Origin of the sequence: Streptomyces lavendulae subsp. lavendulae (genome assembly GCF_002803845.1) — a bacterium.
Lineage (GTDB): Bacteria > Actinomycetota > Actinomycetes > Streptomycetales > Streptomycetaceae > Streptomyces > Streptomyces lavendulae.
The window spans coordinates 6,154,203-6,179,981 of record NZ_CP024985.1 but is presented as its reverse complement, the minus strand read 5'-3'; the positions used below and the strand labels follow the sequence as shown (position 1 = coordinate 6,179,981).

Annotated in this window: 21 protein-coding genes and 1 tRNA gene; 14 read left to right on the top strand and 8 right to left on the bottom strand. The window is 71.3% G+C overall.

Annotated elements, in window-relative coordinates; genetic code table 11:
* Window position 1 precedes the first annotated feature (1 nt).
* The gene (gene hrpB, locus SLAV_RS27565; protein WP_030237307.1) at window positions 2-2,584 is read left to right on the top strand and encodes an ATP-dependent helicase HrpB; all 2,583 of its coding nucleotides are present in this window, start codon (window positions 2-4) and stop codon (window positions 2,582-2,584) included.
* Here the strand turns inward: hrpB and pgfA are convergent.
* The 3 genes from pgfA to SLAV_RS27555 form a co-directional block, all read right to left on the bottom strand.
* Window positions 2,574-3,545 (bottom strand): cell envelope lipid trafficking protein PgfA, encoded by a 972-nt coding sequence (gene pgfA / locus SLAV_RS27560; RefSeq protein ID WP_030237309.1) that lies wholly within the window; start codon window positions 3,543-3,545, stop codon window positions 2,574-2,576. The two genes, hrpB and pgfA, sit on opposite strands and share 11 nt — an antisense overlap.
* A gap of 12 nt (window positions 3,546-3,557) precedes the next feature.
* Window positions 3,558-3,698: an SPW_0924 family protein gene (locus SLAV_RS40640; protein WP_106979781.1), complete on the bottom strand. Its 141-nt coding sequence runs from the start codon at window positions 3,696-3,698 to the stop codon at window positions 3,558-3,560.
* Window positions 3,699-3,885: 187 nt separating this feature from the next.
* Entirely contained in the window at window positions 3,886-5,181 is a 1,296-nt protein-coding gene (locus tag SLAV_RS27555) for a lytic transglycosylase domain-containing protein (RefSeq protein WP_037688172.1), read from the bottom strand.
* Window positions 5,182-5,327: 146 nt separating this feature from the next.
* Here SLAV_RS27555 and SLAV_RS27550 point away from each other — a divergent pair, with 146 nt between their 5' ends.
* The gene (locus SLAV_RS27550) at window positions 5,328-6,200 is read left to right on the top strand and encodes a DUF4184 family protein (RefSeq protein WP_078950562.1); all 873 of its coding nucleotides are present in this window, start codon (window positions 5,328-5,330) and stop codon (window positions 6,198-6,200) included.
* A 33-nt stretch (window positions 6,201-6,233) separates the two neighbouring features.
* Here the strand turns inward: SLAV_RS27550 and polA are convergent, their stop codons facing one another.
* Window positions 6,234-8,954: a DNA polymerase I gene (gene polA / locus SLAV_RS27545; RefSeq protein WP_030237314.1), complete on the bottom strand. Its 2,721-nt coding sequence runs from the start codon at window positions 8,952-8,954 to the stop codon at window positions 6,234-6,236.
* A gap of 232 nt (window positions 8,955-9,186) precedes the next feature.
* Here polA and SLAV_RS27540 point away from each other — a divergent pair, with 232 nt between their 5' ends.
* The 8 genes from SLAV_RS27540 (at window position 9,187) to SLAV_RS27510 (ending at window position 19,044) form a co-directional block, all read left to right on the top strand.
* A complete protein-coding gene (locus SLAV_RS27540; RefSeq protein ID WP_030237316.1) occupies window positions 9,187-11,457 on the top strand; it encodes an FdhF/YdeP family oxidoreductase in 2,271 nt (756 codons plus the stop codon).
* Window positions 11,458-11,510: 53 nt separating this feature from the next.
* Window positions 11,511-11,969 carry a PaaI family thioesterase gene (locus SLAV_RS27535; protein WP_030237318.1) on the top strand — a complete coding sequence of 153 codons (459 nt, stop codon included), beginning with the start codon at window positions 11,511-11,513 and terminating at the stop codon, window positions 11,967-11,969.
* 472 nt (window positions 11,970-12,441) lie between these two features.
* The gene (locus tag SLAV_RS41140) at window positions 12,442-12,765 is read left to right on the top strand and encodes a hypothetical protein (RefSeq protein ID WP_158740816.1); all 324 of its coding nucleotides are present in this window, start codon (window positions 12,442-12,444) and stop codon (window positions 12,763-12,765) included.
* Window positions 12,766-13,065: 300 nt separating this feature from the next.
* Window positions 13,066-14,295: a branched-chain amino acid ABC transporter substrate-binding protein gene (locus SLAV_RS27530; RefSeq protein ID WP_030237319.1), complete on the top strand. Its 1,230-nt coding sequence runs from the start codon at window positions 13,066-13,068 to the stop codon at window positions 14,293-14,295.
* 116 nt (window positions 14,296-14,411) lie between these two features.
* The gene (locus SLAV_RS27525; protein ID WP_030237322.1) at window positions 14,412-15,341 is read left to right on the top strand and encodes a branched-chain amino acid ABC transporter permease; all 930 of its coding nucleotides are present in this window, start codon (window positions 14,412-14,414) and stop codon (window positions 15,339-15,341) included.
* Between the two features lie 5 nt (window positions 15,342-15,346).
* Window positions 15,347-17,164 carry a branched-chain amino acid ABC transporter permease gene (locus SLAV_RS27520; protein WP_037688175.1) on the top strand — a complete coding sequence of 606 codons (1,818 nt, stop codon included), beginning with the start codon at window positions 15,347-15,349 and terminating at the stop codon, window positions 17,162-17,164.
* Window positions 17,165-17,167: 3 nt separating this feature from the next.
* Window positions 17,168-18,331: an ABC transporter ATP-binding protein gene (locus tag SLAV_RS43230; RefSeq protein ID WP_030237327.1), complete on the top strand. Its 1,164-nt coding sequence runs from the start codon at window positions 17,168-17,170 to the stop codon at window positions 18,329-18,331.
* Complete coding sequence (locus SLAV_RS27510; protein ID WP_030237330.1) at window positions 18,328-19,044, top strand: ABC transporter ATP-binding protein; 717 nt, start codon at window positions 18,328-18,330, stop codon at window positions 19,042-19,044. Before SLAV_RS43230 ends, SLAV_RS27510 begins: the two co-directional genes overlap by 4 nt.
* A 74-nt stretch (window positions 19,045-19,118) precedes the next feature.
* Here the strand turns inward: SLAV_RS27510 and SLAV_RS27505 are convergent, their stop codons facing one another.
* Window positions 19,119-19,772: an ANTAR domain-containing response regulator gene (locus SLAV_RS27505; RefSeq protein WP_030237332.1), complete on the bottom strand. Its 654-nt coding sequence runs from the start codon at window positions 19,770-19,772 to the stop codon at window positions 19,119-19,121.
* Window positions 19,773-19,870: 98 nt separating this feature from the next.
* On the opposite strand from SLAV_RS27505, the gene SLAV_RS27500 reads away from it, so the two are divergent.
* The 3 genes from SLAV_RS27500 to SLAV_RS27490 all read left to right on the top strand — a co-directional run bounded on the left by SLAV_RS27500 (window position 19,871) and on the right by SLAV_RS27490 (window position 21,116).
* A tRNA-Leu gene (locus tag SLAV_RS27500) sits at window positions 19,871-19,943 on the top strand.
* 110 nt (window positions 19,944-20,053) lie between these two features.
* The gene (locus SLAV_RS27495; protein WP_030237334.1) at window positions 20,054-20,818 is read left to right on the top strand and encodes a helix-turn-helix domain-containing protein; all 765 of its coding nucleotides are present in this window, start codon (window positions 20,054-20,056) and stop codon (window positions 20,816-20,818) included.
* 46 nt (window positions 20,819-20,864) lie between these two features.
* Window positions 20,865-21,116 carry an EF-hand domain-containing protein gene (locus SLAV_RS27490; protein WP_030237337.1) on the top strand — a complete coding sequence of 84 codons (252 nt, stop codon included), beginning with the start codon at window positions 20,865-20,867 and terminating at the stop codon, window positions 21,114-21,116.
* A 16-nt stretch (window positions 21,117-21,132) separates the two neighbouring features.
* On the opposite strand, the gene SLAV_RS27485 is transcribed toward SLAV_RS27490, so the two are convergent.
* From SLAV_RS27485 to SLAV_RS27475, 3 genes are all read right to left on the bottom strand, one after another.
* Window positions 21,133-21,378, bottom strand: coding sequence for a hypothetical protein (locus SLAV_RS27485; RefSeq protein ID WP_030237340.1), 246 nt, complete (start codon window positions 21,376-21,378; stop codon window positions 21,133-21,135).
* A gap of 118 nt (window positions 21,379-21,496) precedes the next feature.
* The gene (pyk, locus tag SLAV_RS27480) at window positions 21,497-22,924 is read right to left on the bottom strand and encodes a pyruvate kinase (protein WP_030237343.1); all 1,428 of its coding nucleotides are present in this window, start codon (window positions 22,922-22,924) and stop codon (window positions 21,497-21,499) included.
* 192 nt (window positions 22,925-23,116) lie between these two features.
* Window positions 23,117-23,821, bottom strand: coding sequence for an SIMPL domain-containing protein (locus tag SLAV_RS27475; RefSeq protein WP_030237346.1), 705 nt, complete (start codon window positions 23,819-23,821; stop codon window positions 23,117-23,119).
* A 128-nt stretch (window positions 23,822-23,949) separates the two neighbouring features.
* On the opposite strand from SLAV_RS27475, the gene SLAV_RS27470 reads away from it, so the two are divergent.
* The gene (locus SLAV_RS27470) at window positions 23,950-25,761 is read left to right on the top strand and encodes a bifunctional metallophosphatase/5'-nucleotidase (RefSeq protein WP_030237349.1); all 1,812 of its coding nucleotides are present in this window, start codon (window positions 23,950-23,952) and stop codon (window positions 25,759-25,761) included.
* Window positions 25,762-25,779: the final 18 nt, after the last annotated feature.

The following is a 25,779-nucleotide window of genomic DNA, read 5'->3' as shown; positions in this document are numbered from 1 at the left end:
CATGATCCGCAGCGCCGCCCTCGACGCCCTGCCCGTACGGGAGTGCCTGCCCGCGCTCGTCTCGGCCCTGGAGGACCGGGGCGCGGCGGTGCTGTGCGCCCCGCCCGGCACCGGCAAGACCACGCTGGTGCCCCTGGTGCTCGCGGGGCTGGTGGGGGGCGGCCCGGAGCGCCGGGTGCTGGTGGCCGAGCCCCGGCGGATCGCCGCCCGGGCCGCCGCGCGGCGGATGGCGTGGCTGCTGGGCGAGCAGCCGGGCGCCTCGGTGGGCTTCACCGTGCGCGGGGAGCGGGTCGTGGGGCCCTCGACCCGCGTGGAGGTGGTCACCACCGGTGTCCTGCTCCAGCGGCTCCAGCGGGACCAGGAGCAGGCCGGGGTGGACGTGGTGGTGCTGGACGAGTGCCACGAGCGGCACCTGGACGCCGACACCGCCGCCGCCTTCCTCCTCGACGTGCGCGCGGCCCTGCGCCCGGAGCTGCGGCTGGTGGCGGCCTCGGCGACCACGGACGCGGCGGGCTGGGCCCGGCTGCTCGGCGGCGCGGACGGGGTCCCGGCGCCGGTGGTCGAGGCCGCGGGCGTCTCGTACCCGGTGGAGACGGTGTGGGCACCGCCGGCCCGGCCGGTGCGGCCCCCGCACGGGATGCTGGTGGACCCGGCGCAGCTGGCGCACGTGGCGTCGGTGGTCCGCCGGGCCTTGGCGGAACGTTCCGGCGACGTGCTGTGCTTCCTGCCCGGCGTGGGCGAGCTGGCCCGGGTCGCCGGGCAGCTGGGCGGGGTGGACGCGGAGGTGCTCCAGGTGCACGGCCGGGCGCCCGCCGCCGTCCAGGACGCGGCGCTGACCCCGGCGGCGCACCGCCGGGTGATCCTGGCGACCGCCGTCGCGGAGTCGAGCCTGACCGTGCCCGGCGTACGGGTGGTCGTGGACTCGGGACTCGCCCGCGAACCCCGCGTGGACCACGCGCGGGGCCTGGGCGCGCTGGCCACCGTACGGGCGTCGCGCGCGGCGGGCCGTCAGCGGGCCGGGCGGGCCGGGCGGGAGGCGCCGGGAACGGTGTACCGCTGCTGGGCGGAGGCGGAGGACGCGCGGCTGGCCTCCTTCCCCTCCCCCGAGATCCGGACCGCGGACCTGGCGGCGTTCGCGCTCCAGGCCGCCTGCTGGGGCGACCCGGACGCCACCGGGCTGGCCCTGCTGGACCCGCCGCCGGCCGGGGCCATGGCCGCCGCGCGGGAGGTGCTGTCGGTCGTCGGTGCGGTCGGCCCCGCGGGCCGGCCGGTCCCGCGCGGGCTGCGGATGGCCCGGCTGGGGCTGCACCCGCGGCTGGCGCGGGCGCTGCTGGACGGTACGGAGGCGCTGGGCGCGCGGCGGGCCGCGGAGCTGGTGGCGCTGCTGAGCGAGGAACCGCCGCGGGAGTACGGGGACGACCTCGCGGGCGCCTGGCGGGCGGCCCGGCACGGCGGCGACGCCTACGCGGGACGCTGGCGCGCGGAGGTGCGCCGGCTGGAGCGGGCCGTGTCCTCCGGCGGGGCGACGGGTGGCGGCGGCCGGAATCCGGCTCCCGCGGCGTCCGAGGAGCGGGGTCCGGGCCGGGGCCCGGGCGGCGGGGCCGCGACCGACGACTCCGCCGCCGGGCTCGTGGCCGCGCTCGCGTTCCCCGAGCGGGTGGCGAGGGCCAAGGGGGGCGGCGGGTTCCTCATGGCCTCCGGGACCGGGGCCGAGACCGGCGAGGGGTCGGGGCTGCGCAGCGCGCCCTGGCTGGCCGTCGCGGTCGCCGACCGGGCCCCGCACTCCGCTTCCGCCCGTGTCCGCCTGGCCGCCGTCATCGACGAGGACACCGCCCTGGCCGCCGCCGCCCACCTGCGGTCCGGGGGCGAGGAGGTGCACTGGGAGGACGGGGACCTCGTGGCCCGGCGCGTCACCCGGCTCGGCGCGGTCGAGCTGGCCTCGCGCCCGCTGCGCGACCCCGACCCGGCACTGGTCCGGGCGGCCCTGCTCGACGGGCTGCGCACGGAGGGCCTGGGCCTGCTGCGCTGGTCCGCGGACGCGCAGGGGCTGCGGGCCCGCCTCGGTTTCCTGCACCGGACCCTGGGCGGCGCCTGGCCCGACGTGGCGGACGACGCGGCGCTGCTGGAGCGGGCCGACGAGTGGCTGGAGCCGGAGCTGTCACGGGCCCGCCGCCGCGCCGACCTGGCCCGGATCGACGCGGGCCAGGCCCTGAACCGGCTGCTGCCCTGGGCCGGCGGCGAGGCCGCCCGGCTGGACGAGTTGGCCCCGGAACGGATCGAGGTGCCCAGCGGTTCGCGGATCCGCGTGGACTACGCGGCCGAGCAGCCCGTCCTCGCGGTCAAGCTCCAGGAGCTGTTCGGGCTGGCCGAGACCCCGCGCGTGGCCGGGGTGCCGGTCTTGGTCCACCTGCTGTCGCCGGCCGGGCGCCCGGCCGCCGTCACGGCCGACCTGGCCTCCTTCTGGCAGGGCGGCTACCGCGCGGTCCGCGCCGAGCTGCGCGGCCGCTACCCCAAGCACCCGTGGCCCGAGGACCCGGCGACCGCGGAGCCGACCCGGCACACCAACGCCCGGCTCAGGCGCTGACCCCGTCCTCCCTCCGGCGGCCGCGGGCCTCCAGCCAGAGGGCGGCCGCCAGCAGCGCCAGGCCGGCCGCGGCGAGGCCGGCCGGGGCGTACGTGTGGAGCGCGAGGACCTTCGTACGGTTCGAGGCGACCAGGTCGAAGGTGTACTTCGCGTAGTCGGGCCGGATCGTGACGTGCCCGGCGAAGGCGGTGAGCCTGCCGTCGGGGGCGCCCGCCGCGATGCCGCCGCGCATCTCCTGCTGGATGTCCTGCTCGGCGTTGACGGGGGCGCCGGTGACGGGGTCGACCCAGAAGCGGGCCTTGACCGTGTACCAGAGGGTGGTGCCGGTGGTCTGCTCGATCGTGGCCGGGTCGATGCCCTCGATGGGCATCTTCTTCGGCATGGGCACCTTGGTCCAGGGGACGGTCTGCTCGAAGCAGTAGACCTCCATGCCCCGGTAGGTGCGCGGTCCGACGTAGTGGATCGGGGAGGAGGTGCGGGTCTGCGCGTCGAAGTAGAGGTAGTCGCGGGGTTCGGTGAAGAACGGCCACTTGAACTCGATGCCCTCGCGCTTGACCGGGTCTCCGTCGACCATCTCGCCGGTGGCGTGCACCGGGTCCTGGGTGTGGGCGTCGAAGAGGTAGCGCTCGGGGATCCGGGAGACCATCTTGCCGTCGGGCCCGATGATGTAGGTCAGGGTGTCCCAGACGACGACGTCCTTGCCGGCGTCGGCCTCGACCTCCCGGGACGCCTCGACGTTGCCCTTGAGGGTCTGGACGATGGTGACCTTGTCGACCTTCTTCGGCTGCATGCCGCCCGCGTAGTCGAGGAGGGTCGCGTCCTTGGCCTCCAGGACCATCTCCTGGTACTGGCCCGGCGGGATCTTGGCGAGCCTGGGGTACGCGTACCAGCGCAGCAGCGGTGCGAGGGCTGCGCAGAACACGGCGAGGGCAAGCAGGACGAGACTCGCTCTGCGTCGCACGGCCGGCCTCCTCTACTTTCCGGGCGCGGCGGGCGCGGTGGTGAGCAGGGGCTTGGGGGAGGTCTTGCCCTCCGGCGCCCCGAACGCCGTGACGGCGAGGACGAGGGCCAGCGCGGCGGCCAGCCCGATGGCGGCGGCGACGAGTGCGCGCATGCCGGGGCCTCCGATATCTGATGGGGCGTCAGGGAGGCGTACCGTAGCAACGCGGGGGCGAGATGAGAACCCGTCTGGACCTGCACGAAGAAGGCCCGTCCCGCCCGGGCGGCGGGCGGGACGGGCCTGTGGCCCACGGCCCACGGCGGGCGGCGGGCGCTACGGGGTTCGTGGGGGGAGCCGGGCCCTACGGGGTTCGCGGGGGGAGCGCGCCCGGGGTGGGGCTCGCCTTGGGCGAAGCCGGGGCGGAGGGCGTCGCCGAGGGGGAGGCCGACGCGGAGGGGGTGGGCTTGGGGGTCGGCGTCGGGGTGGGGGTCGAGGTCGGCGTGGGAGTGGGCGTCGGCGTGGGAGTCGGGGTCGGGCTCGGCGTCGGCGTGGGAGTCGGGCTCGGCGTCGGCGTGGGAGTCGGGCTCGGCGTCGGCGTGGGAGTCGGCGTGGGAGTCGGGCTCGGCGTCGGCGCGGGAGTCGGCTTCGGCTTCGGCTTCGGGGTGGGGGTGGGCGTCGGCTTCGGGCCCGTCGGCTGCCCCGTACCCGTACCCGTACCCGCACCGGTGCCGGCACCGGCCCCCGTACCGCCACCGCCGCCGGAACCGCCCGCGTCCGGGACCTCGTGCGTGCCCTGGAGGTAGTACGCGTACCAGGACCGCACCGTCCTCAGGTACTCCGCGGACTGGTTGTACGAGAGCACCGCCCGGTCCAGGCCCGCCCCGGTCCGCAGGTCCCGGCTCCCCGCGCACAGGTAGCGGCCGGCCGCCAGGGCCGCGTCGTGGACGTTGTTCGGGTCGCGCCGTCCGTCGCCGTTCGCGTCCGCCCCCCACGCCGCCCAGGTGGAGGGGATGAACTGCATCGGCCCGACGGCCCGGTCGTGGCGGGCGTCGCCGTCGTAGGCCCCGCCGTCGGTGTCGGAGATGTTCGCGAAGCCGTTGCCGTCGAGCACGGGCCCCAGGATGGGCCGCAGCGTGGTCCCGGCGGCGTCGACCTGCCCGCCGCGCGCCTGGCCCGACTCGACCTTGCCGATCGCGGCGAGCAGTTGCCAGCGCAGCCCGCAGCCGGGGTCGCCCTCCCCCACCTTCCGCTCGGCCTCCCGGTACGCGGCGAGCACGCTCGCGGGGATCCCCTGCGCGCCCTCCCACGCCACCTGCACCACGTTCTGCCCGGGCGCCTGCCCGGCCGCGGCGTCGGGCGTCGGAGCGGGCGTCGGCCGGACGGCCGCCTGCCCGTCCTCCGGCAGCAGCACGGCCGGGGGCTGCGGGCTGACCAGCGGCGGGAGTTCGGTGAAGTAGGAGGAGTCGCCCCCGGAGGCGCCCGGGCCGCCCGCCACCGCGGCGGCCTGCGGACCGGTGGCCTCTCCGGCCACGGCCGTCCGGTCAGCGAGTCCGGCGGCCGGGCCCTGCGAGGCCGTCATCGCGGCGGCGACCAGAGCCGAGACCAGAGCCGCGGCCGCGCCCCTGCGCAGGCCGCGTCCGACTATTCGTGCCGACATGAGCGGGACCCCTCCCCTAGACGTCCGCGTGACCCTACGTCAACTCCCTGCACACGGCACGCACTGCGGCCCGGAATTCACCGGATCCCCACGTCCCTGCGCAGGTCACGCATACTGTCCCGACGCCAAGGACCAGGAGCAGCGTCATGCCCTTCACACTCAGCCATGCGGCCGCGGTACTTCCGGCCGTCCGCCGGACCGGCCGGGCCCGGGGGCCGCTCGTCGCCTCCGCCCTGGTGCTGGGGTCCTTCGCGCCGGACACCTTCTACTTCGCGGACGCCGTCGTCCAGGGGGTCATGGGCTACGGCGCGTTCGCGCACTCGCTGCCGGGCGTGCTCACCGTGGACGCCGTCCTGACGGCCCTCCTCGCCGGGTACTGGCTCCTGTTGCGCGAGCCGCTGATCGCCCTGCTGCCGCGGGCCTGGCGGGGCAGGACGTACGCGTTCGTACGCGGCGCGTCCTGGCGGGAGCGCCGGGCGCCCGCGCTGGCGCTGTGGTTCTACCTGTCGGCGGTGACCGGCTCGCTCACCCACGTGGTGTGGGACAGCTTCACGCACGCGGACCGCTGGGGGACGAACGCGCTGCCGCGGCTGGGCGAACCCCTCGCCTTCGGCCTGCCGCTCTACTCCTTCGTCCAGTACGGCAGTTCGGCGGTCGCCGCCGTCGTCCTGCTGTGGTTCACGGCGACCGCGCTGCGCCGGCTGCCGGCCGCGCCCGTGCCCGCGTCGGTGCCGGTGCTCGGCCGCGCGGTGACGCTGTGGGGGGCCGCGCTGGTGGCCGCGTGCGTGGCGGCGGGGATCACGCTGCGGGTGGTGCGTTTCTTCACGTTCTTCGACCGGATCCGCACCCCGCTCGACATCATCCCGACCGTCTGCTTCGGCGCGGGCGGCGGCCTCGCCGTCGGTCTGCTGCTCTACGGGCTCCTCGTCCGCCTCCTCCAGCGGCGCGAGCGTCACCGCGACCGGCGCGGGGGCGGCCGCACGGGCCGGGACGCGCGGACGCCCGTCCCCACCGCCTAGGCGGGGACGGGCGTCGGCGCGACCGGTGCGGGGTCAGTGCGCGGCGGACTCCCAGTCCGTGCCGACGCCCACGGACACGTCGAGCGGGGCGCGCAGTTCGACGGCGGCGGCCATCTCCCGGCGCACCAGCTCCTCGACCCGCTCGCGCTCGCCGGGGGCGATCTCCAGCACGATTTCGTCGTGGACCTGGAGCAGCATCCGCGAGGTCAGTCCGGCCTCGGCGAGGGCCTTGTCCACGCGCAGCATCGCGACCTTGACGATGTCGGCGGCGGTGCCCTGGATGGGGGCGTTGAGCGCCATCCGCTCGGCGGCCTCGCGGCGCTGGCGGTTGTCGCTGTTGAGGTCGGGCAGGTAGCGGCGGCGCCCGAACACGGTCGCCGTGTACCCGGTCGCCCGTGCCTCGTCCACCACGCGCTGGAGGTAGTCGCGCACCCCGCCGAACCGCTCGAAGAAGGTGTCCATCAGACCGCGCGCCTCGGCGGGCTCGATGTTCAGCTGCTGGGCGAGACCGAAGGCGGACAGCCCGTACGCCAGACCGTAGGACATGGCCTTGATCTTGCGGCGCATCTCGGCGTCGACGGCGGAGCGCTCCACCCCGAACACCTGGGAGGCGACGGTGGTGTGCAGGTCCTCGCCGGACAGGAACGCCTCGATGAGGCCCTCGTCCTCGGAGAGGTGGGCCATGACGCGCAGCTCGATCTGGCTGTAGTCGGCCGTCATCAGGGACTCGTAGCCCTCGCCGACGACGAAGCCGCGGCGGATGGCGCGGCCCTCGTCGGTGCGCACGGGCACGTTCTGCAGGTTGGGGTCGGTGGAGGAGAGCCGTCCGGTCGCGGCGACGGTCTGGCTGAAGCTGGTGTGCACCCGGCCGTCGGCGGCGATCGCCTTGACCAGGCCCTCCACGGTGACGCGCAGCTTGGCCTGCTCCCGGTGCCGGAGCATGATCACCGGGAGTTCGTGGTCGGTCTGCGTGGCCAGCCAGGCGAGCGCGTCCGCGTCCGTCGTGTAGCCGGTCTTCGTCTTCTTCGTCTTCGGCAGGTCCAGCTCGCCGAAGAACACCTCCTGGAGCTGCTTGGGCGAGCCGAGGTTGAACTCGTGGCCCACCGTCGCGTGCGCCTCCTTCACCGCCTGCTGCACGGCCGCGGCGAACTGCTGCTCCATGCCCTCCAGGTGGTCGCGGTCGGCGGCGATGCCCGCCCGCTCCAGCCGGGCCAGCAGCTCCGAGGTGGGCAGCTCCATCTCGTGGAGCAGCTCGACGGCGCCGACCTCGGGCAGCTTCGCGGTGAAGGCGTCACCGAGGTCGAGGACGGCGCGGGCCTGTGCCATCAGGGCGTCGGCCTCGGCGGTCTCGTCGGCGCCGAAGGCCAGCTGGCCGTCGGCGGCCGGGGGCTGGAGCTCGCGGCCCAGGTACTCGACGGACAGCACGTCCAGGGCGAAGGAGCGCCGGCCGGGCTTGGCCAGGTACGCGGCGAGCGCGGTGTCCATGGTGACCCCGGCCAGGGTCCAGCCGTGCTCGGGGAAGACCCGCATGAGGCCCTTGGCGTTGTGCACGACCTTGGGGCGGTCCGCGTCGGCGGCCCAGGCGGCGAAGGCCTTCTCGTCGGCCTCGTCCAGGGCGGACGGGTCGAACCAGGCGGCCGCCCCGCCGGCCGCGGCCAGCGCGACCTCGGAGACGTTGCCCTGGCCCAGGCCCCAGCTGTCGACGGTGGAGACGCCGAGGGGGCCCTCGGCGTGGGCCGCGAGCCACGGCGCGAGCTCGCCGGCGCCCAGCACGGACGCGTCCAGCTCGACGCCGGCCGCGGGAGCGGGGGCCTCCTCCTCGGCGGCGCCCGGGTCCACGGCCAGCAGCCGCTCGCGCAGCGAGGCGTTGCGGATCTCCAGCACGTCCAGCACCCCGGTGACCGCGGACCGGTCGTAGGGGGCGCGCTCCAGGTCGGCGGGGGTCTTGGGCAGCTCCACGTCCTTGACCATCTCGGTCAGGACCCGGTTGAGCTTGACGGCCTCCAGGTGGTCCCGGAAGTTCTGCCCGGCCTTGCCCTTGACCTCGTCGGCGCGCTCCACCAGCTCCGCGAACGACCCGAACTGGGTGATCCACTTCGCGGCGGTCTTCTCGCCGACGCCCGGGATGCCGGGCAGGTTGTCGGACGGGTCGCCGCGCAGCGCCGCGAAGTCCGGGTACTGCTGCGGGGTGAGGCCGTACTTCTCCTCGACCTTCTCCGGGGTGAAGCGGGTCAGCTCGGAGACGCCCTTGGTCGGGTAGAGCACGGTGGTGCGCTCGGACACCAGCTGGAAGGAGTCCCGGTCGCCGGTGACGATCAGCACGTCGAAGCCCGCGGCCTCGGCCTGGGTCGCGAGCGTCGCGATCACGTCGTCGGCCTCGAAGCCGTCGACCGCGAACCGCGGCACCTTCATCGCGTCGAGCAGCTCGCCGATCAGCTCGACCTGCCCCTTGAACTCGTCGGGGGTCTTGGAACGGTTCGCCTTGTACTCGGGGAACTCCGTCGAGCGCCACGTCTTGCGGGACACGTCGAACGCCACCGCGAAGTGCGTGGGGGCCTCGTCGCGCAGGGTGTTCGCCAGCATCGACGCGAAGCCGTAGATGGCGTTGGTCGGCTGGCCCGTCGCGGTCGTGAAGTTCTCCGCGGGCAGCGCGAAGAACGCCCGGTACGCCAGGGAGTGCCCGTCCATGAGCATCAGGCGGGGGCGGTCCGCTGCGGTCGTCTGGTCGGTCTTCTTCGATGCTGAATCTGCCACGCCCCCGATCCTAGGGCTCCCCACCGACAATTCCGGCGCGGGCGACCGGTCGCCCCCCTCCTCCCGCCCGTGCCGTCTCCACCGGCGCATCCGCCCCACCGGGCGCCCCCGGCGCACCCGCCACGTCGACGGAGAGCGCCGGACCGCCCTCCCCCTCTCCCCGCGGCCGTGCAAGGATCGGGCGATGCGGCAGTACGTGCTGCACCCGTACGTACGCTCGAAGGAGAGCGCGATGGCGACCAAGCCGCCCACAGGTGACCCCGTTCAGGACGCACCACAGGTCACCCCGCCCCAGCACGCGGCCGCCGGCCTCCCGGCGATCGGCCACACCCTCAAGATCGCGCACGCGCAGATGGGCCTGGCCCGTACCGCCCGCACCCTCCTCAAGGTCAACCAGAAGGACGGCTTCGACTGTCCCGGCTGCGCCTGGCCCGAGGGTGACAAGCGGCACACCGCCGAGTTCTGCGAGAACGGCGCCAAGGCCGTGGCCGAGGAGGCCACCCTGCGCCGGGTCACCCCCGCGTTCTTCGCCGAGCACCCCCTCGCCGACCTCGCGACGCGCTCCGGCTACTGGCTGGGCCAGCAGGGCCGCATCACCGAACCGATGTACCTCCCCGAGGGCGGCGACCGCTACGAGCCCGTCAGCTGGGAACGCGCCTTCGAGGTCATCGCCGAGGAACTGCGCGCCCTGTCCTCCCCCGACGAGGCCGTCTTCTACACCTCGGGCCGCACCAGCAACGAGGCCGCGTTCCTCTTCCAGCTCTTCGCCCGCGAGTTCGGCACCAACAACCTGCCGGACTGCTCGAACATGTGCCACGAGTCCTCCGGCTCCGCCCTGAACGAGACCATCGGCATCGGCAAGGGCAGCGTCTCCCTGGAAGACCTCCACCAGGCCGAACTGATCATCGTCGCCGGACAGAATCCGGGCACCAACCACCCGCGCATGCTCTCCGCCCTGGAGAAGGCCAAGACCGCCGGCGCGAAGATCATCTCGGTGAACCCGCTGCCCGAGGCCGGCACGGAACGCTTCAAGAACCCCCAGAACCCCGTCGGCATGCTCAAGGGCACCGCCCTGACCGACCTCTTCCTGCAGATCCGCATCGGCGGCGACCAGGCCCTCTTCCGGCTCCTCAACAAACTCGTCATCGAGACCGAGGGCGCCACCGACGAGGCCTTCATCGCCGAGCACACCCACGGCTACGAGGAGCTCGCCACCGTCGCCCGGAAGGCCGACTGGGACGAGACCCTCACCGCCACCGGCCTCACCCGCCCCGAGATCGAACGCGCCCTGGACATGATCCTGGCCTCCAGGCGCACCATCGTCTGCTGGGCCATGGGCCTCACCCAGCACAAGCACGCCGTCGCCACCATCCGCGAGGTCGTCAACCTCCTCCTGCTCCGCGGCGACATCGGCCGCCCCGGCGCCGGCGTCTGCCCCGTCCGCGGCCACTCCAACGTCCAGGGCGACCGCACCATGGGGATCTTCGAGCGCCCCGCGCCCGCCTTCCTCGACGCCCTCGACCGCGAATTCGCCATCACCTCGCCGCGCGCCCACGGCTTCGACGTCGTCCGCTCCATCCAGGCCCTGCGCGACGGCGAGGCCAAGGTCTTCTTCGCCATGGGCGGCAACTTCGTCGGCGCCACCCCCGACACCGACGTCACCGAGGCCGCGGTCCGCCGCGCCTCCCTCACCGTGCACGTCTCCACCAAGCTCAACCGCTCCCACGCGGTCACCGGCCGGCGCGCCCTGATCCTGCCCACCCTCGGCCGCACCGACAAGGACGTCCAGGCGAGCGGCAAGCAGTTCGTCACCGTCGAGGACTCCATGGGCATGGTCCACGCCTCCCGCGGCAACCTCGCCCCCGCCTCCCCCCACCTGCTCTCCGAGCCCGCCATCGTGGCCCGCATGGCCCGCGCCGTCCTCGGCAGCGCCTCGAAGACCCCCTGGGAGGAGTTCGAACGCGACTACGCCGCCATCCGCGACCGCATCGCCCGCGTCGTCCCCGGCTTCGAGGACTTCAACGCCCGCGTCGCCCACCCCGGCGGCTTCCGGCTGCCCCACGCCCCCCGCGACGAGCGCCGCTTCCCCACCAAGACCGGCAAGGCCAACTTCACCGCCGCCCCCGTCGAGTACCCGCGCGTCCCCGCGGGCCGCCTGCTCCTTCAGACCCTGCGCAGCCACGACCAGTACAACACCACCATCTACGGCCTCGACGACCGCTACCGCGGCATCACCGGCGGCCGCCGCGTCGTCATGGTCCACCCCGACGACGCCGCCGAGCTGAACCTGCCCGACGGCTCCTACACCGACCTCGTCGGCGAATGGAACGACGGCGTCGAGCGCCGCGCCCCCGGCTTCCGCGTCGTGCACTACCCCACCGCCCGCGGCTGCGCCGCCGCCTACTACCCCGAGACCAACGTCCTGGTCCCCCTCGACTCCACCGCCGACACCAGCAACACACCCGCCAGCAAGTCCGTCGTCGTGCGCTTCGAACCGGCCTGATAGAACGGCACCGCACACATCGGTTAACGATCGTTGACGAACGGAGCAGACCCATGGGCGAGCAGCACACCGTGAAGTTCCCGCAGGAAGTCCTCGACGAGTACGCCGCCCTGGGCATAGACCTGCCCGCACTGTTCTCGGCGGGCGCCCTCGGGATCCGGATGGACATCCGCATCCTGGAGGCCTCCGCCGACCGGGTCGTCGCCACCATGCCCGTCGAGGGCAACACCCAGCCCTACGGACTCCTGCACGGCGGCGCCTCCGCCGTCCTGGCCGAGACCCTCGGCTCCGTCGGCGCGATGATGCACGGGGGCATCAAGAAGGTCGCCGTCGGCGTGGACCTGAACTGCACCCACCACCGCGGCGTCCGCTCCGGCCTGGTCACCGGCGTGGCCACCCCCGTCCACCGGGGCCGCTCCACCGCCACCTACGAGATCGTCATCTCCGACGAACAGGACCGCCGCGTCTGCACCGCCCGCCTCACCTGCCTGCTGCGCGACACGGACTCTTAACAACAGGGCCGATACGGGCAGTTGTGCGGCCACCGGCGCCGGTCTAGCGTTCCCGCATGGGATCGGGACCGGCGCCGCTGCGCGCCACGACCGCACACACGCGCACACTGACGGCCCTCCTGGCCGCCCCCCTCCCCGGCCGCACGGGCCGGCCCCGGCGGTGAGCGGCGGCATCGGGCCGGTGGAGCCCGGGGAGGGCACGAGCGGCCGCGAGGGGCCGCGCCCCGGCCCCCGTACGCCCGCGGGCCGGTGGCTCGGGCGGACCCGTGCGGCCGCGGCGCGGCACGGGCGGGTCCTGGCGGCCCTGGGGGCCGCCGCCGTACTGGCCGCGGGCGCCGCCCGCTGGTACGCGACCCGGCCGGAGACAATCCCGCCCGCGGCGCCGCCTCCCCCCTCCCAGACGCTGTCCCTGACCTACGGGGAACCGCTGGTTCCGGCCGCGGCCGGAACCGCGTTCACGTTCACTGTGCGTGTGCGGACCTCGTCCGGGCCGGCCGTCACGGTGGAGCGGATCGGCCAGCCGTCCGGGGCGCTGAGCGTGACGATCCGGCCACCGCTGCCGGTCACGGTCGCGGCGGGAGAAGTCCGCGAGCTGGTCCTGACGATTCAGGCGAAAGACTGCGTGCATGTAGCACGGAATTCTGGCATGCCATTCCTGGAAGTAACCCTGAGTAATGGATTCCAGAAAGAGGATCACAGTTACATCCCCGGTGACCGATATGCGCGAGATCTTTCCGTCGCGCTGACCAGGGCCTGTCCCGAAGATCGAGACAACGGCACGCCCGGTCCGTCATGACCAAAACCCCCCAGAGTCCTGGCGTGACAGGACTGAAACTGCCCCACGCTCCTCACCCATCTCACCATGCGGACGCGACGAACCGGCCTGAATTCCCCCGTTCCACCCGCACAGATCCGCTATGTATTACGCCGTGGCATAACAAGAGAGTCACATCATTGGCCTCAGCCCTCCATATCCCCCGATGAGCCGCTTAGAGTCACCGCCAGTTACCGCGACCGCCGGATTCGATTCAGTTCGGTTCCCCGCGTTCGACTCGACGCGTCCCACGGGGGACGCGGCGCCAGGAAAGGACTGATCGTGCGTCATCGTCAGCTCATCGCCGTAACCGCCGCCCTCGCCGCGGGCGCCCTCACCCTCACCGCCTGCGGCTCCCGCGACGGCGGCAACTCCGCCGGCGACGGTGGCAACACCACGGTCGTCATCGGCGTCGACGCCCCCCTGACGGGCGACCTCTCCGCGCTCGGCCTCGGCATCAAGAACTCCGCCGACCTCGCCGCCAAGCAGGCCAACGAGAAGAAGTACGTCAAGGGCGTCACCTTCAAGATCCAGGCCCTCGACGACCAGGCGCAGGCCTCCTCCGGCCAGCAGAACGCCACCAAGCTCACCGCCGACAAGGACGTCCTCGGCGTCGTCGGCCCGCTGAACTCCTCGGTCTCCGAGTCCATGCAGAAGGTCTTCGACGACGCCAAGCTGGCCCAGATCTCCCCGGCCAACACCAGCCCGTCCCTGACCCAGGGCCCCAAGTGGGCCGAGGGCCAGAAGGTCCGCACCTACAAGAGCTACTTCCGCACCGCCACCACGGACGCCATCCAGGGCCCGTTCGCGGCGCAGTACCTCTTCAACAAGGCGGGCAAGAAGAAGGTCTTCATCATCGATGACAAGAAGACCTACGGCGCCGGCCTCGCCGGAACCTTCAAGGGCGAGTTCACCAAGCTCGGCGGCGCCGTCGCCGGCGAGGGCCACATCGACCCGGAGTCCAAGGACTTCTCCGCGATCGTGACCCAGGTCAAGAGCTCCGGCGCCGACGTCGTCTACTACGGCGGCGAGTACCCCGCGGCCGGCCCGCTCAGCAAGCAGATCAAGGCCTCCGGCGCCAACATCCCGCTCGTCGGCGGTGACGGCATCTACGACAAGAAGTTCGTCGAGCTCGCGGGCGACGCCGCCACCGGCGACTTCTCCACCTCCGTCGGCGCCCCGGTCGAGAGCCTGCCCTCCGCCAAGGAGTTCGTGGCCAACTACACCAAGGCCGGCTACAAGGACCCGTTCGCGGCCTACGGCGGCTACTCCTACGACTCCGCCTGGGCCGTCATCGAGGCCGTCAAGAAGGTCGTCGACGCCAACAACGGCAAGCTCCCCTCCGACGCCCGCGCCAAGGTCCTCGAAGCCGTCCAGGGCGTCTCCTTCGACGGTGTGACCGGCAAGGTCTCCTTCGACGAGTTCGGCGACGCCACCAACAAGCAGCTCACCGTCTACAAGGTCGACGGCGGCGAGTGGAAGTCCGTCGAGTCCGGTACCTACGGCGGCTGACGTCCAACGGCTAGCCCGCTAGCTCGCTAGCCCCTCACCCCTCATTTGCCGCGCGGGGCGCGCACCATTGCGCCCCGCGCGGTGTCACATCCGTCGAAAGACTCGGAGGACCTGCGGTGCACGAACTGCCGCAACAGCTGGTCAACGGCCTGCTACTGGGATCCATGTACGGGCTCGTCGCCATCGGCTACACGATGGTCTATGGCATTGTCCAGCTCATCAACTTCGCCCACGGCGAGATCTTCATGACCGGTGGGTTCGGAGCCCTCACGGTCTGGCTGATGCTCCCCGGCGGCACCACCATGTGGGTGGCCCTGCCCCTCATGCTCATAGGCGCCATCATCGTCGCCACCCTCATAGCCGTCGGCGCGGAACGCTTCGCCTACCGCCCCCTCCGCAGCGCACCCCGCCTCGCGCCGCTCATCACCGCCATCGGCCTCTCCATCGTCCTCCAGCAGGCGGTGTGGGCCTGGTACCCCGACGCGAAGTCCTCCGTCGTCTTCCCCGAAATCCCCGGCGGCCCCTTCCACATCGGCAGCATCACCATCCAGACCGGTGACGTCTTCCTCCTCCTCGCCGCCCCCGTCTCCATGGCCTTCCTCGGCTTCTTCGTCAAGAAGACCCGCACCGGCCGCGGCATGCAGGCAACCGCCCAGGACCCCGACACCGCGAAGCTCATGGGCATCAACACCGACCGCATCATCACGGTCGCGTTCGCCCTCGGCGCCACCTTCGCCGCCGTCGGAGCCGTCGCCTACGGCCTCAAGTACGGCGAAGTCAACTACCGCATGGGCTTCATCCTCGGCCTCAAGGCCTTCACCGCCGCCGTCCTCGGCGGCATCGGGAACATCTACGGCGCCATGATCGGCGGCATCGTCCTCGGCCTCGCCGAGACGCTCACCACCGCCTACATCGCCGACGTCCCCGGCATGAGCCAGCTCGGCGGCCAGTCCTGGGGCAACACCTGGGCGTTCGTACTCCTCATCCTCGTGCTGCTCTTCCGACCCCAGGGTCTGCTGGGCGAGCGCGTGGCCGACAGGGCGTGAGAACCATGACAACCACCACCACGGACACCACGCAGCAGACGGCGGAAGCACGCCGGACGGGCATCGCCCTCCCCGAGAAGACGGCCCGCGCCCTCGCCACCGCCGGCGGCGCCCTCACCGTCATCTCCTGCTTCCTCGCCTGGACCTGGACCTCCGCCTTCCCCGGTGACCTCACCGTCTACGGATACCCCGGCGGCCTCCAGTGGCTCGTCCTCGTCGGCGGCGCCCTCACCACCCTCTTCGGCCTCTCCTCCTACGGCGTCAAGGGCCTGCGCTGGCTCACCCCCGCCGGAGCCGACGCCGCGATCAAGCTCTCCGCCCTCGGCACCCTGCTCACCATGGCCTACACCGCCTGGGCGATCAGCAACACCCTCGGCGGCCTCGTCAACCTGGAGCCCGGCGCCTTCGTCGCCCTCCTCACCGCGCTCGCCGCCTACCTCGGCGCCCGCTCCCTCCCCTTCGAGCGCCCCGCCACCGACCCGGCGGACCCCGAAGACTCCTGGTGGGAGCAGACCAAGCACAACCTCGGCAACAAGTGGGCCGTCACCAAGGCCGCCCACGCCGGCGGCACCGCCAAGCCGGCCCGCCCCCTCCCGGCCTACGCCGAGATCCTCATCATCACCGCCGTCCTCGCCGTCGGCCTCGGCGTCTTCACCTACGGCGTCACCACCCCGTACCAGGAACTCTTCATCGGCTTCCTGATCGCCGCCGGCTTCGGCTTCACCGCCCTCAACAAGGCCGGCCTGGTGGCCCGCTTCACCGCACTCACCACCAAGCACCGCAACGTCGCCCTCGTCGGCGCCTTCGTCGCGGCCGCCGCCTTCCCCCTCACCCAGACCGACGACCAGTACGCGACCCTCGGCGTCAACATCCTCATCTTCGCCACCGTCGCCCTCGGCCTGAACATCGTCGTCGGCCTCACCGGCCTCCTCGACCTCGGCTACGTCGCCTTCCTCGGCGTCGGCGCCTACACCGCGGCCCTGGTCTCCGGCTCCCCCAACTCCCCCTTCGGAGTGCACTTCCCCTTCTGGGCCGCGATCCTCCTCGGTGCGGTCGCCTCCATGGTCTTCGGCGTCCTCATCGGCGCCCCGACCCTGCGCCTGCGCGGCGACTACCTCGCCATCGTCACCCTGGGCTTCGGAGAGATCTTCCGGATCTCGATGAACAACCTCGACGGCGTCTCCGGCCCCGACCTCACCAACGGCCCCAACGGCATCGCCGGCATCCCCAACGTCGACCTCTTCGGCTTCGACTTCGGCGCCAGCCACAGCATCGCCGGATTCACCGTCGGCCGCTTCGCCAACTACTTCCTGCTGATGCTCCTGGTCACCCTCATCGTGATCATGGTCTTCCGCCGCAGCGCCGAATCCCGCATCGGCCGCGCCTGGGTCGCCATCCGCGAAGACGAGACCGCCGCCGAAGCCATGGGCATCAACGGCTTCCGCGTCAAGCTCATCGCCTTCGCCCTCGGCGCCACCCTCGCCGGCCTCGCCGGAGCCGTACAGGCCCACGTGAACTACACCGTCACCCCGGACCAGTACGTCTTCGCCAACGCCGTCCCCCCGAACTCCGCCTTCCTCCTCGCGGCGGTCGTCCTCGGCGGCATGGGCACCATCTCCGGCCCCCTCGTCGGCGGCGCCCTCCTCTTCATGATCCCCAACAAGCTCCAGTTCCTGGGCGAGTACCAGCTCCTCGTCTTCGGCATCGCACTCGTCATCCTGATGCGTCTGCGCCCCGAAGGCCTCATCCCCAACCGGCGCAACCAGCTCGAACTCCACAAGGACCTCGAAGCGCCCACAGTCCTCGGCAAGACAGGGGCCTGATCCATGACCACCACCACGACCGAGACGACGACCGAGACGGTCCTCGACGCCCGCGGCGTCACGATGCGCTTCGGCGGCCTCACCGCCGTCAAGAACGTCGACCTGACCGTCCGCAGCGGCGAGATCGTCGGCCTCATCGGCCCCAACGGCGCCGGCAAGACCACCTTCTTCAACTGCCTCACCGGCCTCTACATCCCCACCGAGGGTGAAGTCCGGTACAAGGGCACGGTCCTGCCCCCCAAGTCCTACAAGGTCACCGCCGCCGGCATCGCCCGCACCTTCCAGAACATCCGTCTCTTCAACAACATGACGGTCCTGGAAAACGTCCTCGTCGGACGCCACACCCGCACCAAGGAAGGCCTCTGGTCCGCCCTCCTGCGCCTGCCCAGCTTCGGCCGCGCCGAAGAGGCCAGCCGCGAGCGGGCCATGGAACTCCTGGAGTTCATCGGTCTCGCCCACAAGGCCGACCACCTCGCCCGCAACCTCCCCTACGGCGAGCAGCGCAAGCTGGAGATCGCCCGCGCCCTCGCCAGCGACCCGGGCCTCATCCTCCTGGACGAGCCCACCGCCGGCATGAACCCGCAGGAGACCCGCGCGGCCGAAGAGCTCATCTTCGCCATCCGGGACAAGGGCATCGCCGTCCTCGTCATCGAGCACGACATGCGCTTCATCTTCAACCTCTGCGACCGCGTCGCCTGCCTCGTCCAGGGCCAGAAGCTCATCGAGGGCACCGCCACCGAGGTCCAGAGCGACGAGCGCGTCATCGCCGCCTACCTCGGCGAGCCCTTCGAAGGCGCCCCCGGCGCCGAGGAGGCCGCGGAGGTCGCGGCGGCGGAGGCCGGCGCCGCGGAGGCGGCGGAGCCGGTGGCCGCGGCGGCCGAGGAGCCGGAGGCCGAGGCCGCGGAGCCCGTGGCCGACGCTGCGGAGCCCGTGGCCGACGCTGCGGAGGCGGAGGCGGCGGAGGCCGTGGCCGAGGCCGAGGCCGCCGAGCCGGAGGCCGAGGCCGCCGAGCCGGAGGCCGAGGCCGCTGAGGCCGACGCCACCACCGCCGAGGCCACCGAGCCCGAGGCCGCGGAAGCGGACGCCACGGAGGCCGAGACCCCGGCCCCCGCGACCGAAGCCGCGCAGCACAACCGCACCACCAGCACGGACGGAGAAGCCAAGTGACCGCCCTCCTTGAGGTCGAAGACCTCCGCGTCGCCTACGGCAAGATCGAGGCCGTCAAGGGCATCTCCTTCACCGTCCAGCAAGGCGAGATCGTCACCCTCATCGGGACGAACGGCGCCGGCAAGACCACCACCCTGCGCACCCTCTCCGGCCTGATCAAACCGCGCGGCGGCCAGATCAAGTTCGAGGGCAAGTCCCTCAAGAAGGTCCAGGCGCACGACATCGTCGCCCTCGGGCTCGCCCACTCCCCCGAGGGGCGGCACATCTTCCCGCGCATGACGATCGAGGACAACCTCCTCCTCGGCGCGTACCTGAAGAACGACAAGGTCGGCATCCAGCAGGACATCGACCGGGCCTACGAGCTCTTCCCGATCCTGGGCGAGCGCCGCAAGCAGGCCGCCGGCACCCTCTCGGGCGGCGAGCAGCAGATGCTCGCCATGGGCCGCGCGCTCATGTGCCGCCCGAAGCTGCTCATGCTCGACGAGCCCTCCATGGGCCTCTCGCCGCTCATGATGCAGAAGATCATGGCCACGATCGCCGAACTCAAGGCGGCCGGCACCACGATCCTGCTCGTCGAGCAGAACGCCCAGGCCGCGCTGTCCCTGGCCGACCAGGGCCACGTCATGGAGATCGGCAAGATCGTCCTGTCGGGCCCCGGCCGCGAGCTCCTCGTCAACGAGGACGTCCGCAAGGCCTACCTCGGCGAGGACTAGTCCCCGCCACCCCGCTCACGCGTGAGGCCCGTCTCCCCCGAGGGGAGACGGGCCTCACGCGTGCGTACCCGCCGCTACTTCGCGGCGTTCTGCTTCTTCTCCTCGGCGTCCTCGATGACCGCTTCGGCGACCTGCTGCATCGACATGCGGCGGTCCATGGAGGTCTTCTGGATCCACCGGAAAGCGGCCGGCTCGGTCAGCCCGTACTGGGTCTGCAGGATGCTCTTCGCCCGGTCGACGAGCTTGCGGGTCTCCAGGCGGGCGGAGAGGTCGGCGACCTCCTTCTCCAGCGCCTTCAGCTCCGCGAAGCGGGAGACGGCCATCTCGATGGCCGGGACCACGTCGCTCTTGCTGAACGGCTTCACGAGGTACGCCATGGCACCGGCGTCCCGGGCCCGCTCGACGAGGTCGCGCTGCGAGAACGCGGTCAGCATCAGGACGGGCGCGATGGACTCCTCCGCGATCTTCTCGGCCGCGGAGATCCCGTCGAGGACGGGCATCTTCACGTCGAGGATCACCAGGTCGGGGCGGTGCTCGCGCGCGAGCTCGACGGCCGTCTGACCGTCCCCGGCCTCACCGACGACGGAGTACCCCTCCTCTTCGAGCATCTCTTTCAGATCGAGACGGATGAGCGCCTCGTCCTCGGCGATGACGACCCGGGTCGTCAGCGGCGGAACGTGCGACTGGTCGGCGTCGGGCGTGGGCGTCGACTCGTGCTCGGCGGTCACGGGGGCTCCTTGTGCAAGGCGATTCAGCTCCCCCGAGCCTACCTAGCTCCTGTATGTTTGTGACACGGAGGGTCTTAGGTATCCTTCGTTTCGAAGGGGCCCCGGTAGCCCAGCGGTAGAGGCCATGGATTCAAAACCCATTCAGCGTCGGTTCGAATCCGACCCGGGGCACTTCTCCTTCAATTCCAAGGTCGCAGATCAATTATGCGATCTTCACTCGTCCTGGTGAGCGGAACCGCGATTTGCGCCCAACCGGACGAACGCTGACGAAGCTCTCGAACATGGAGCACAATCCTTCGATTCGCGAAGAAGCGGTCATTCTCCTGCGCCGGGGCATGCCCAATCGCGCCGTAGCCGAACATCTGGGCATTCCACGCGGAACCGTGGGCTGGTGGCGGCACGAGGACCGAAAACACCGGGGCGAGAACTACGTACCTCCGACGGATTGCCCGGTCTGCACGGGCCGGCACTTCGACCGGAGCGCGTACGCCTACCTCCTGGGCCTGTACCTCGGCGACGGCCACATCATCTCGAAGCACAAGCAGCACCACCTGTCCATCTTCTGCGACGCATCATGGACCGGGCTGGTCGATGCCGCCGAAGAGACGATGCGGCTGGTCATGCCGATGCCTCGTATCAGCCGCCGGACCAGGGCAGGGTGCGTCGAGGTCAAGTCGTACACACACCACTGGACGTGCATGTTCCCGCAGCACGGGCCAGGTAAGAAGCACGAGCGGCCAATCGTCCTGGAGGGCTGGCAACAGGAGGTCGTCGACGCCCATCCCTGGGCATTCATCCGGGGACTGATCCACTCCGACGGATGCCGGATCACGAACTGGACCGTCCGTAACGGCAAGCGCTACGAATATCCACGCTACTTCTTCACCAACAAGTCGGACGACATCCGGAGGCTGTGCACCGACACCCTCACCAAGGTCGGGGTGCAGTGGACGGTGCTCGCGAGAGGCAGCGATCCTTTCAACGTCTCCATCGCCCGGAAGGAATCCGTCGCGCTCATGGACGCGCACATCGGCCCGAAGTATTGACCAGGTGCCGCCTAGGCTGGAGGCAACGACTACGAGGGGACCCGTGATGAGCGAGAAGGCCCGGACACTGTTCGACGCGCTGGATCTGGACCACAACGGCGTGCTGACCCGCGCGGAGGTGATCTCGGCGTTGCGGAGCAAGGGGCCGACGTTGGCGGCACGGGGGGAGTTGCCGTTCTGGGCGGTGGGGGACGCGGAGGCGTCGTCGGCGTTGTTCGACGCGGCGGACGCGAACGGGGACTCGGTGCTGACCTTCGAGGAGTTCGCGGCGGTGGTGGACCGGCGGTTCGGCTGGTGACACCCGCCGGGCGCGGCTACAAGGGTGGATCGGTCGGCTTGATCGGCTCGCCACCCACGAGGCTGGTCCCGCTCCTGGGCCAGGTGTTGACGGGCTTGGCGGCCAGGTCGACCCCGCGGGACATCAGGTAGGCGTCCATGCAGTTCTTCGGCACGGTGTAGCTCATCTCCACCCAGCCCGGCGGCCACCAGGCCTCGTCCACCGCGTAACTGTGCATTTCGGCGTGGCAGTCGGGCATCTCCAGGTGCACGGCGTCCAGCACCTGCTGCCGGCTGTGGGTGGCGCAGCCTCCGAGGAGGGGTGCCGCGCCCAGCAGGGCCGGTCGGTTCCCGGGGCGGTGGCGGGATCGGCCGTCGGTGATCCCGCCTCGGTCCGGCGGGCTAGCGGACGGCGTCGCCGATGTGGTGGATGCGGACGAGGTTGGTCTTGCCGCTGACGCCGGGCGGGGAGCCGGCGGTGATCACGACGACGTCGCCGGGGATGCAGCGTCCGATGCGCAGGAGTTCTTCCTCGACCTGGGCGACCATCGCGTCGGTGGAGTCGACGTGGGGGCCGAGGAAGGTCTCGACGCCCCAGGTGAGGTTGAGCTGGGAGCGGGTGGCGGCGTCGGGGGTGAAGGCGAGGAGGGGGATGGGCGAGCGGTAGCGGGAGAGCCGGCGGACGGTGTCTCCGCTCTGGGTGAAGGCGACGAGGAACTTCGCGCCGAGGAAGTCGCCCATTTCGGCCGCGGCCCGGGCGACGGCTCCGCCCTGGGTGCGGGGCTTGTTGGTGTCGGTGAGGGGCGGGAGGCCCTTGGCGAGGATGTCCTCTTCGGCTGCCTCGACGATGCGGGCCATGGTGCGGACCGTTTCGACGGGGTACTTGCCGACGCTGGTCTCGCCGGAGAGCATCACGGCGTCGGTGCCGTCGATGACGGCGTTGGCGACGTCGGAGGCCTCGGCGCGGGTGGGGCGGGAGTTGTCGATCATCGAGTCGAGCATCTGGGTGGCGACGATGACCGGCTTGGCGTTCCGCTTGGCGAGCTTGACGGCGCGCTTCTGGACGATGGGGACCTGTTCGAGCGGCATTTCGACGCCGAGGTCGCCGCGGGCGACCATGATGCCGTCGAAGGCGGCGACGATGTCGTCGATGTTGTCGACGGCCTGGGGCTTTTCGATCTTCGCGATGACGGGGAGGCGGCGGTCCTCCTCGTCCATGATGCGGTGGACGTCCTCGATGTCGTGGCCGCTGCGGACGAAGGAGAGGGCGATGACGTCGGCGCCGGTGCGCAGGGCCCAGCGGAGGTCTTCGATGTCCTTGTCGGAGAGGGCGGGGACGGAGACGGCGACGCCGGGGAGGTTGAGTCCCTTGTGGTCGGAGACCATGCCGCCTTCGATGACGCGGGTGTGGACGCGGGGGCCGTCGACGCCGGTGACTTCGAGGGTGACGCGGCCGTCGTCGACGAGGATGCGTTCGCCGGGGGTGACGTCGCCGGCGAGGCCGGGGTAGGTGGTGCTGCAGGTGTGGCGGTCGCCTTCGTGGTGTTCGACGGTGATGGTGAATTCGTCACCGCGTTCAAGGAGTACGGGGCCTTCGCGGAAGCGGCCGAGTCGGATCTTCGGGCCTTGAAGGTCGGCGAGGATGCCGACGCTGCGGCCGGTCTCGTCGGAGGCCTTGCGTACGCGCTGGTAGCGCTCCTCGTGTTCGGCGTAGGTGCCGTGGCTGAGGTTGAGGCGGGCGATGTCCATTCCGGCTTCGACCAGGGCTTTGATCTGGTCGTATGAGTCGGTGGCGGGGCCCAGGGTACATACGATTTTCGCTCGGCGCATGGGTCGAGCGTATGCCCCTACCAGACAGTAGGAAATTGGTTCCGGGTGTCTACTCAACAACCTTTGGGCAAAAGGTTGTTGACAAATGTTGAATGTGCGCGGGGGTGCTCCGATGAGCACCCCCGACGGGGCACCGGTTCGGCGTTTTGTACGGGTTTCGGGGCGGGTCCGGAGGCGGGTCCGGGGCGGGTCTCAGAGCTGTGGCGGGGTCATCGTGAAGCGGGCGTTCACCTGGGCGTAGACGGTCTGCCGCTGGGGTTCGAGGTCGAGGGGCGGGGCCCCTCCGTCTTCGGTGCCGCCGAAGGACATGGCGCGCATCATGCCGCCGGGGGCGGCCATGGCGACGGGGGCGGCGTTCTCGGCTCCGAGGTCGGCGAGTTCGACGAGGGCGGCGAGGTCGGCGCCGAGGGCTTGGGCGTATTCGCGGGCGCGCTGGACGGCTTCGAGGACGGCCTGCCGGCGGGCTTCGCCGTGGGCGGGTGAGGTGGGGCGCAGGGCCCACCAGGGGCCGTCGACCTGGGTGAGTTCCTGGTCGGCGAGGCGGGTGGTGAGTTCGCCGAGGGTGGTGAAGTCGTTGAGTTCGGCGGTGATGTGGACGCGGCCGTGGTAGGCGCGGATGCGTTCGCCGCGGCCGTGGCGGGTGAGTTCGGGGGTGATGGAGAAGGCGCCGGTCTCGATCTTCTCGACGGGTTCGCCGTAGCTCTTGAGGAGTTCGAGGACGGTGTTGTTGCGGCGGGTGAGGTCGTCGAGGGCGGTGCGGCGGTCGGTGCCTCGGGCGCTGACGGTGATGCCGATGCGGGCGATTTCGGGGTCGACTTCGAGCCTGGCTTCGCCGCGGACGGCGACGCGCGGGGTGTCGGGGGTTCCGTAGGGCTGGTGCGTGGCGTCCTGGGTCATGGATTCACTGTCGCACTGTCATTCGTGGGGGTGTGGTCATCGGATCGAAACCTGGCGGGGGTGTTGCAGGTTGTTACCGGTGGGTCATGATCTACGCGCGTTGTTCACGCCTCACAAGGGGAGATGGCATGGCGTTCGACCGTAGGAAGTTCATGGGGGCATCGGCCGCGACCGGTGCGGCCGTCGCGTTGGCGGGGGCCACGAGCTCCCCGGCCTCCGCGCAGGAGGCGCAGGAGGCGCAGCAGGCGTCGAAGGGGCCGCGGACGTACGCGTTCACGGTGATGGGGACGACGGACCTGCACGGGAACGTCTTCAACTGGGACTACTTCACGGACAAGGAGTTCGACGACAAGGCGCACAACGACGTCGGTCTGGCCAAGATCTCGACGTTGGTGAACCAGGTGCGGTCCGAGAAGGGCCGGTGCAACACGCTGATGATCGACGCGGGTGACACGATCCAGGGGACGCAGCTGTCGTACTACTACGCGAAGGTGGATCCGATCACCGCGCGTCGTGGCCCGGTGCATCCGATGGCGCAGGCGATGAACGCGATCGGGTACGACGCGGCGGCGCTGGGGAACCACGAGTTCAATTACGGGATCCCGGTGCTGCGGAAGTTCGAGGAGCAGTGTGATTTCCCGCTGCTGGGGGCGAACGCGCTGGACGCGAAGACGCTGCGGCCGGCGTTCGCGCCGTACAGCATGCACCGGTTGCGGACGCCGCACGGGCGGGACGTGAAGGTGGCGGTGCTGGGTCTGACGAATCCGGGGATCGCGATCTGGGACAAGGCGAACGTGGCGGGGAAGATGACGTTCCCGGGGCTGGAGGAGCAGGCGGCGAAGTACGTGCCGAAGCTGCGTTCGATGGGTGCGGACGTGGTGATCGTGTCGGCGCACTCGGGTTCGAGCGGTACGTCCTCGTACGGGGACCAGCTGCCGTACATCGAGAACGCCGCCGGTCTGGTGGCGGAGCAGGTGCCGGGGATCGACGCGATCCTGGTGGGTCACGCGCACACGGAGATCCCGGAGTACCGGGTGAAGAACAAGGCGACCGGCAAGGACGTGGTGCTGTCGGAGCCGTTGAAGTGGGGACAGCGGCTGACGCTGTTCGACTTCGAGCTGGTGTGGGAGAAGGGCCGCTGGTCGGTGGCGAAGGTGTCGGCGAAGGTGCTGAACTCGAACACGGTGGCCGAGGACCCGAAGATCGTGCGGCTGCTGTCGGACGAGCACCGCAAGGTCGTGGCGTACGTGAACCAGGTGATCGGTACGTCGACGCAGGCGATGTCCTCGGCCGAGGGTCCGGTGAAGGACGTGCCGATCATCGATCTGATCAATCACGTGCAGGCGGAGACGGTGAAGGGGGCGCTGGCCGGTACGGAGTGGGCGGCGTTGCCCGTGCTGTCGCAGGCGTCGTGCTTCTCGCGGACGGCGGCGGTTCCGGCCGGGCAGGTGACGATCAAGGATGCGGCGGGGCTGTACCCGTTCGAGAACACGCTGGAGGCGCGGCTGCTGACGGGTGCGCAGCTGAAGGACTATCTGGAGTATTCGGCGCGGTACTACGTGCAGACCGCTCCGGGTGGTGTGGTGGATCCGGCGAAGATCACGAACTCGGAGAGCGTTCCGGACTACAACTACGACGCGGTGTACGGGCTGACGTACGACATCGACATCGCGCAGCCGGTGGGGTCGCGGATCGTGGGGCTGTCGTTCCAGGGGAAGCCGGTGGATCCGGCGGCGCGGTTCGTGTTCGCGGTGAACAACTACCGGGCTTCGGGGGGCGGGAACTTCCCGCACGTGCCGAAGGCCCAGCAGCTGTGGGCGAACTCGGAGGAGATCCGTAACACGATCATCCAGTGGGTGAAGGCCAAGGGGACGGTGGATCCGTCGGCGTTCGCGTCGGTGGACTGGCGGCTGACGCGGGCCGGTGTGCCGGTCTTCTAGGGGTCCGGCTTCCGGGAG